Consider the following 8,323-nt stretch of genomic DNA (forward strand, 5'->3'; position numbering starts at 1 on the left):
AGGATAAAGATTGCTTTTCAAATAAATTGGTATATACTAACGTACTAGTATAATAGAACGTAAGAATTTATGATGGACGAATTACTATGAATATCTTGGTCACAGGCGTAACCGCAGGATTTGGCAAAGCGATTGCCGAATTACTCATCTCAAAAGGTCATACCGTCATCGGCACTGGTAGACGCCAAGAAAAACTGGACGAACTACAGACACAATTGGGCGACAACTTTATCCCGCTAAACTTTGACGTATCGGACTTGCCTGCCACCAAAACCGCGCTACAAACTTTGCCAAATGATTTGCTTACCAACATCGACGTACTGGTCAATAACGCAGGATTGGCACTGGGACTTGAACCCGCGGATAAAACAGACTTTGCCGATTGGCAACAAATGGTCAATACTAATATTCTAGGCTTGATTCATTTAACCCATGAAATTTTACCTCTCATGGTCGCCAACAATGACGGCTACATTATTAATTTAAGCTCAACTGCAGGCAGTTATCCGTATTTTGGTGGTAATGTGTATGGCGCGACCAAAGCTTTTGTGACCCAGTTTAGCCTAAACTTGCGTGCCGATTTGGTCGGTAAAAATATCCGTGTCAGTAATATCGAGCCAGGACTATGCGGTGGCACGGAGTTTAGCAATATTCGTTTTCACGGCGATGACGCCAAAGCCGCCCAAGTTTATGACAGCGTGCAATATGTCACCCCACAGGATATCGCCAATATGGTGGCATGGCTGATTGAACAGCCCAAACACGTCAATATCAACCGTATTGAAGTCATGCCTACCGCACAGACCTTTGCAGGCTTAAAAGTCGTTAAAGATTTATAAAATTAGAGAGAAAATAATGAACATTCAAAACCCAACTGAAGTAAAAGACTTCAATCAATACCCAGATGCCAGCGGACATTTTGGCATTCATGGGGGACGCTTTGTCTCTGAAACCCTGATGGCAGCACTGGAACAACTTGAGCATATCTATAACACTGCCAAAGCTGACCCCGAATTTTGGAAAGCCTTTCAAGACGACTTGGTCAATTACGTTGGCAGACCAACGCCACTTTATCATGCCAAGCGCCTAAGTGACGACATTGGCGGCGCGCAAATTTATCTTAAACGTGAAGACTTAAACCACACAGGCGCTCACAAAGTCAACAACACCATCGGTCAAGCCTTGCTTGCCAAAATGGTCGGCAAAAAACGCATCATTGCCGAGACAGGCGCAGGGCAACATGGCGTAGCAACTGCCACCATCGCGGCGCGTCTGGGCTTAGAGTGCGTGGTGTATATGGGCGCAGATGATGTCGAACGCCAAGCCATGAACGTGTATCGTATGCGCTTGCTTGGGGCGACAGTCGTACCTGTCACCTCGGGTACTCGCACGCTCAAAGACGCCATGAACGAAGCCATGCGTGACTGGGTCACCAATGTCGATAGCACTTATTATGTCATTGGCACTGTCGCAGGTCCGCACCCATACCCCATGCTGGTACGTGATTTTCAAGCCATTATCGGCAAAGAAGCCAAACTACAACACTACCAAAAAACAGGCAAACTGCCCGATGCGCTGGTCGCTTGTGTCGGTGGTGGTAGTAATGCCATCGGACTGTTTTATGACTTTTTAAATGATAAAGACGTTAAAATGTATGGTATCGAAGCCGGCGGCGATGGGGTCGAGACAGGCAACCATGCTGCACCACTTACCGTCGGTCGAGTGGGCGTATTACACGGCAACCGTACGTATTTGATGGCGGATGATGATGGGCAGATTTTGGGTACCCATTCGATTTCAGCAGGGCTGGATTATCCTGGTGTGGGTCCTGAGCATAGTTTCTTAAAAGATATCGACCGTGTGCAGTATGTACCTTGTACCGATGAAGAAGCGATGGTTGGCTTTCGTGAATGTACCCAAAAAGAAGGGATTATTCCTGCACTAGAAAGCTCGCACGCCATTGCGTATGCGTTGAAACTTGCCAAAACCATGTCAAAAGATCAGTCGATTATTGTCAATCTGTCGGGGCGTGGGGATAAGGATTTGCACACGGTCATGAAACATGATGGGATTGAGATTTGATTGATGCAGATTAATTTTACGATAGTTATTGCCTATGTTTCAGCCATCATTTTATTTTTAGGAACGCCTGGACCTGTCACGGTGATGGTCGCTAACACCAGCGTCAAACATGGTATCAAAGCAGGTATTGCCACCATTGCTGGTACCAATAGCGCATCACTCATTTTGATTGGCGCATCGTTTGCGGTGATTCAAGGCATATTTGCCATCAGCGAACAAGCGCTACTGTGGCTGACGTTGTTTGGTTCTTTGTATGTGCTATATTTTGCTATCAATATTTTAAAAGACCGCGTTAATTTAGAACAAGTGGCTGCCTTGCCAAGGCAGGAGAGTAAACACCATTTTAAAGATGGGTTTATTGTTGGCATTTCAAACCCCAAAGATATTTTGTTTTTTATCGCATTTTTTCCGCTATTTTTTGCGATTAGCAATGATAAAGTCTTAAGTATAGCGTTACTGGTTGGGATTTGGATGCTGCTTGACTATGGGATTTTAAGTATATATGCCGTAATGTTTTCCAAAATCAAAAGTAATAAATTGGCAAATGTTATCAATAAATTATCTGGACTGGTTTTGACGTGCGTGGCTGTATATGCCAGTGTGATGACCGCATGCAAACTATATCTTGGTACAAAAATAATTAGCCATCACTAAATAAAATTTGTTGAGAGTATATTTATGACAACCCGAATTGAAACCACATTTAACACGTTACGAGAGCAAAACAAAAAAGCTTTAATTCCTTATGTGATGGCAGGCGACCCAAACCCAAGTGTTACCGTCAGCTTACTGCATGAACTCGTTGACCACGGCGCAGACGTCATCGAAGTTGGCTTGCCATTTTCCGACCCGATGGCAGACGGTGAAACTATCGCACTCGCAGGCGAGCGCGCAATGGCAGGTGGCACCAGTACCCGCCAAGCGATTGAGATGGTAAAAGCGTTTCGTAAAACCAACACCACCACGCCAGTGCTAGTCATGGGCTATCTGAATCCGATTGAAATCATCGGTTATGACAAGTTTATCAGCCTTTGTCAAGATGCAGGGATTGACGGTGTTTTGATGGTCGATTTACCGCCACAAGAAGCGGGCGATTTTACCCAAAAACTCGCCAATTCCGCAATGAACGAAATCTTTTTACTTGCGCCAACCACCTTGCCAGAACGCCGCGAGCAAGTGTTAAAACATGGCGGAGGTTTTATCTATTATGTATCGGTCAAAGGCGTAACAGGCTCAAAAGCATTGGATGCCCAAGATGTGGGCGAGCACGTCCAAGCGATTAAAGCACAAACTGCTTTACCTGTGTGTGTTGGTTTTGGTATTCGTGATGGTGCATCGGCAAAAGCAGTCGGACAATATGCGGATGGTGTGATTGTCGGTAGTGAGCTAGTGAAAAACTTTGCGGATGTGGGCAATGATGAACAGAAAATTGCCCATGCCAAAAAAGCCATCTTAGATAAAATGGATGAGCTAAGAGAAGCGATTGATAGTCTTGAGTGATAGAATGGTTTGAGGTACTTGAGGTTAATCATTTCATTTATTGCTAAAATCAGTTAGCATACGCATTATAAAATGAGTTTGTACTTGTACACTCAAACAACTACTATTCAATAGCACTCTTAAATTGCACTGTTAATAGGGACTTATTATGAGCACTGATATGAAGCCTCAACCGATGGGACAGACATTGGAAGAAACTTGGTTAAAACGCCCATTACCCACCATCAAGCCGCGTGCCAAGCAAATACTGACGGCGGTTGAGACCGAACCATCGACTCAATGTCCCAACTGTAATTCAATCATCACCAATACAGTGCTGATTTTTAATAATTACGTATGCCCATCGTGTGACGAACATCTTAGCATGACCGCCCGCACGCGTCTGAACTGGTTTTTTGACCAAGTGGATGACGAGCTGGGTCAGCAGTACCAAGCAGGCAATCCCTTAGACTTTGTCGATAGCAAACCTTACCCAACACGGATGAGCGAAGCGCAAGCCAAGACGGGCGAAACCGAAGCACTTATCGTCATGAAAGGCAAACTCCAGCGGCTACCCGTAGTTGCCTGTGCGTTTGATTTTGCTTTTATGGGTGGCTCAATGGGCTCTGTGGTAGGCGATCGATTCGTGCTCGCTGCCGAGACGGCGCTCAAAGAACAAATCCCGCTGGTGTGTTTTGCCGCATCGGGTGGCGCCCGTATGCAAGAGGGCTTGTTATCACTCATGCAGATGGCGCGTACTGCCGCAGCGATTGAAAAACTCAAACACGCCAATATTCCTTATATTGTGGTACTGACCAATCCTGTGTATGGCGGTGTAACGGCGTCACTTGCGATGTTAGGCGATATCCATTTGGCGGAGCCCAAAGCCATGATTGGTTTTGCGGGCAAACGGGTGATTGAACAAACCGTTCGCGAAGTGCTGGGTGAGCCTTTCCAGCGCGCTGAGTTTTTGGTAGAGCATGGTGTGGTCGATCAAGTCGTCCATCGTCTGCAAATGAAAGAAACGATTCATCGCTTACTCAAAAAAATGACCTATTTTCGTCAGGCTCACTAATTCATTATTATCACGGTTTTATCCATGCAACAGTCAAGCTTACCACCCGCACTCTCATCATCCCCATTGCCGCCTAGCGTTTCAAGCTCGTTAACCGAGTGGCTAAACTACATGCAAGGCATCCATGTGTCTGCGATTGATATGGGGCTTGAGCGGGTGATACCCGTATTTCAAGCATTGGGTATAAAGCAAACCGATGCCTTTGTGTTTACCGTGGCAGGCACCAATGGCAAAGGTTCAACCACCGCCACTATTGCCGAGATTTGTCAACAAGCAGGCTATAAAACCGCTTTGTATCAATCGCCGCATTTACTGGTGTTTAACGAGCGTGTCAGAATCAATGGAAAAATGGTCGATGACCAAACTTTGATTGATGCGTTTACCAAAATCGAGCAGGCGAGGTTTGATTGTGGCTTGACGCTGTCATTTTTTGAAATGACGACGCTTGCCGCTTTTTTGATTTTTGCCCAAAACCACTGTGATGTCTGGGTATTGGAAGTGGGGTTAGGCGGTCGCCTCGATGTCGTCAATGTCATCGATCCAAACCTTGCGGTCATTACCAATGTGGGTATCGACCATGTCGAATGGCTCGGCGACACCCGTGAAAAAATAGCCGTAGAAAAAGCCGGTATTTTGCGTGATAACCTGACATTAGTGTACGGCGAAACTGATATGCCATCAACCATCGCGCCCTTGATTGCACAGCACCATGCCCATTTGCTACAGTATGGCAAAGATTACGGCTACCGCCATACTAAGGGTGGAGCGACATGGCAATATAGCAATAGCGCGGTGACTTTATCGTTGCCTATCCCCAATTTGTCTTTGCACAATACCGCAACGGCTATCACCGCCCTCCTAGCCAGCCCATTGACCATAACCCAAGACCACATTCAAGCTGCGTTACCGAAGGTAAAATTGGCAGGGCGTTTTGACAGCAGACGCATGTCAGCTCGCCAATGGGTATTTGATGTTGCCCACAATGACCATGGGATGCAGTTTTTGCTCAAGCAGTTCACGCCGTATGTACATGCTTACCAACGCCAGCATCCAACCGCCAAATTGCATTTGGTGATATCCATGCTCGCTGATAAAGACATCGAGCCCGTGCTCACGCAGCTACAGCAATTCTCCCAGACGGTGATGCCGATTGACAGTGTTCACAGCGGCGTTATATCTCACCCTAGAGCGAGTAGCCAAGAGCGCTTAACTGAGCTGTTACCGCGCTATTTTAATTCTGTATGTGTTTTTGAGGATTTGAGTTTAGCGACCCAATCGGTGATTGACCGAAGCCAAGATAATGACCTGATTTTGGTGTGTGGTTCTTTTTATACCATCAGCGGTGTACTGACCAGCCAATCACTGAGTGAATAACGAATTTGTGCGTCAAATGATTTTACTTTTCAAAATTTTCAGTTAATATCTCAACAATGGTAAAAACTGCTCACGCGAATTTTGCTATGATTAGTCAAAATTCATTGATTTTTATAGGTTGAAAAAATCATTTATCAAGACACATAAACTAGGGTAATTGGCATGAAATTTTCTAAGCAAGCATTATTGGGTACAACGGTATTGTTAGGCGGTAGCGTGTTGTTATATGCCACTATGCACCAAGTCTTAAACGCGCCTGCCAAACCTGCAGCCAATAGCCAACAAGTTATCGCTAAACCCACGACAGATAAACAATCGGCAATCAGCAACGAGCCACTCACTGCGGATGTCGCAACCGAAAAAAATTTGCTGGCACAAAAACAAAAAGAACGGGAGCAACGAGTCGCTGCGCAAGAACAACAAGCCCAGCAATACATGACCGAGCAACAGCGGATTGAAGCCAAAGCTTTAGCGCGTAGCCGTGCTGAAAATCAACTGTATGCCAACAAAAATGCCGCCAATACCAATTCGGTGGTTGCCAGCTCAGTGACCGCGATTACCCAACCTGTGGTAAAGCCCCGACCCGTTGACACGGTCGCCGCGCCACCACAAACGCAAGCTGCAGTACCCAATAGCGCACAAAATACTGCACAGAGCCAAAGCGCTGCGCAAACTAAAGTACAAGCAGCTACGCCAACGCCCACAGTGACAGCACCCGCCGTCGCACAGCCGCAGCCCGCGGCAAAAGCCACCCCTAGCAATCCTGGCACCTATCAAGTCAAGGCAGGCGATGGGTTGATAGGGTTATCACGTCGCTACAATGTGCCAGTCGACGTATTGGCAAGCGTCAATAATCTCAACACCACCAGCAGCTTACGTGTCGGGCAAACTATCACCATCCCGACTGCGGCACAAGTCAACCGTATCACCCAGCAAGCCCAAGCGCGAGAGCAACAACGTCAAAATGACATTGCCCGCAAAAAACAAGAAGCTGAACAAAAAAAGCAACAGGCGCTACTGCAGCAGCAGCAAGAAGTCGCCCGTAAAAAACAAGAAGCCGCGCAAAAAGAGCAGCAAAAACAGCAAGAAATCGCTCGCAAAAAGCAAGAAGCGCAGTTAAAAGAGCAGTTAAAAGAGCAAAAACGTCAACAAGAAATCGCCCAGAAAAAATTAGAAGCTCAGCAACAAGCCCAGAAAAAACAAGCATTCCAAGCGGCACAAGATAATTTAAGGCAGGCGCGTCAGACGGTGAAACAAACGGATGTTAAAGGTACGTTTGGGGTACAAGTTGCATTGGCAACCGACGAGAAAAAAGCCAATGAAATCACCCAAAAATTACAAGCGGCAGGCTATAAAGTCAAAACCACCCAAACGAGTAAAGGGGTACGTATCGTCGTAGGTCCAGAAAAAGGCAAAGTTGCTGCCTTGGCGCTCAAAGACAAGCTTAATAACGATAGCCGTGTGGATGTCAATAGCGGCTGGGTGCTTTACTGGTAAGTCTATTTGACGTTTTAAAGCCAAATTATTCAAACAATGCAAAACTATCCAAATAATGCGACATTTTGTGTCGTATTATTTATTTACGCGCTTGTGAAAATCACCCAATAGAGGAATAATGTTGCCTTGAGGTAGTTATCCTGTTGATAAAAGTGTGTGGTTATTGTGACAATTTTTTTAGTGTTAGCGTTTGTGTTGTTTATCCTGTTAGTGTTTGCATTTCGCAGTAGTGGCAGTAGCCATGAAGAGGTTATTAAGCCCGTTCGGGGAGATGAATTAGCAGTATGGCCGTTTGAGCCGATGCCAATCATGACGCCGACTGAAGTAATATTTTTTAATCGCTTGCAGCAGGCGGTACCTGAGCTGATTATTTTTGGGCAAGTACAGCTATCGCGTATTATTATGCCAAATGACGATGACGATACTGAGCAAGGCTTTTGGTTTAATCGTATTTGTCGTATGAGTGTTGACTATGTGCTGGTCGATCAAGACAAGCAAACCGTACTATTGGCAATTGAATTAGACGACTGGACGCACAACACTCGCCGCCGTCAGCAGCAAGATGAAAAAAAAGACAAAGCGCTGTTGAGCGCAGGCATTTCGATATTACGAATCGATGGGGAAGCCATGCCGGATGCTGCACATTTACGCCGCAAAATCTTAGCGATACTAGGTTAAGATTAAAATCGCAAAAAACTGTAGAAAGTGTTGCATTCAAAAAAAAACTCGCTATAATACTCAAACTCAACATAGGCGATTAGTTCAATTGGTAGAGCGTCGGTCTCCAAAACCGAATGTTGGGGGTTCGAGTCCCTC

The 8,323-nt window shown here is 45.8% G+C and carries 8 protein-coding genes; all 8 read left to right on the top strand.

Annotation, left to right across the window (positions count from 1 at the left end; all coding sequences use genetic code 11):
* Positions 1–86 precede the first annotated feature (86 nt).
* A complete protein-coding gene (locus RTP55_RS09210; protein WP_284034318.1) occupies positions 87–839 on the top strand; it encodes an SDR family NAD(P)-dependent oxidoreductase in 753 nt (250 codons plus the stop codon).
* A gap of 16 nt (positions 840–855) precedes the next feature.
* On the top strand, positions 856–2,082 hold the full coding sequence (gene trpB / locus RTP55_RS09215) for a tryptophan synthase subunit beta (RefSeq protein ID WP_062334071.1): 1,227 nt from the start codon (positions 856–858) through the stop codon (positions 2,080–2,082).
* A gap of 3 nt (positions 2,083–2,085) precedes the next feature.
* Positions 2,086–2,736 carry a LysE family translocator gene (locus RTP55_RS09220; RefSeq protein ID WP_050323989.1) on the top strand — a complete coding sequence of 217 codons (651 nt, stop codon included), beginning with the start codon at positions 2,086–2,088 and terminating at the stop codon, positions 2,734–2,736.
* A gap of 24 nt (positions 2,737–2,760) precedes the next feature.
* On the top strand, positions 2,761–3,582 hold the full coding sequence (gene trpA, locus RTP55_RS09225) for a tryptophan synthase subunit alpha (protein ID WP_312385712.1): 822 nt from the start codon (positions 2,761–2,763) through the stop codon (positions 3,580–3,582).
* 148 nt (positions 3,583–3,730) lie between these two features.
* Entirely contained in the window at positions 3,731–4,636 is a 906-nt protein-coding gene (gene accD / locus RTP55_RS09230; RefSeq protein ID WP_007116404.1) for an acetyl-CoA carboxylase, carboxyltransferase subunit beta, read from the top strand.
* Positions 4,637–4,660: 24 nt separating this feature from the next.
* Positions 4,661–6,010 carry a bifunctional tetrahydrofolate synthase/dihydrofolate synthase gene (folC, locus tag RTP55_RS09235; RefSeq protein ID WP_312385713.1) on the top strand — a complete coding sequence of 450 codons (1,350 nt, stop codon included), beginning with the start codon at positions 4,661–4,663 and terminating at the stop codon, positions 6,008–6,010.
* A 162-nt stretch (positions 6,011–6,172) separates the two neighbouring features.
* Entirely contained in the window at positions 6,173–7,507 is a 1,335-nt protein-coding gene (locus tag RTP55_RS09240; RefSeq protein ID WP_312385715.1) for an SPOR and LysM peptidoglycan-binding domain-containing protein, read from the top strand.
* Between the two features lie 165 nt (positions 7,508–7,672).
* Positions 7,673–8,185 (top strand): DUF2726 domain-containing protein, encoded by a 513-nt coding sequence (locus RTP55_RS09245; protein ID WP_309591632.1) that lies wholly within the window; start codon positions 7,673–7,675, stop codon positions 8,183–8,185.
* Positions 8,186–8,323 lie beyond the last annotated feature (138 nt).

Source organism: Moraxella sp. CTOTU47579 (assembly GCF_032004885.1).
GTDB classification, from domain to species: Bacteria; Pseudomonadota; Gammaproteobacteria; order Pseudomonadales; family Moraxellaceae; genus Faucicola; species Faucicola tetraodonis.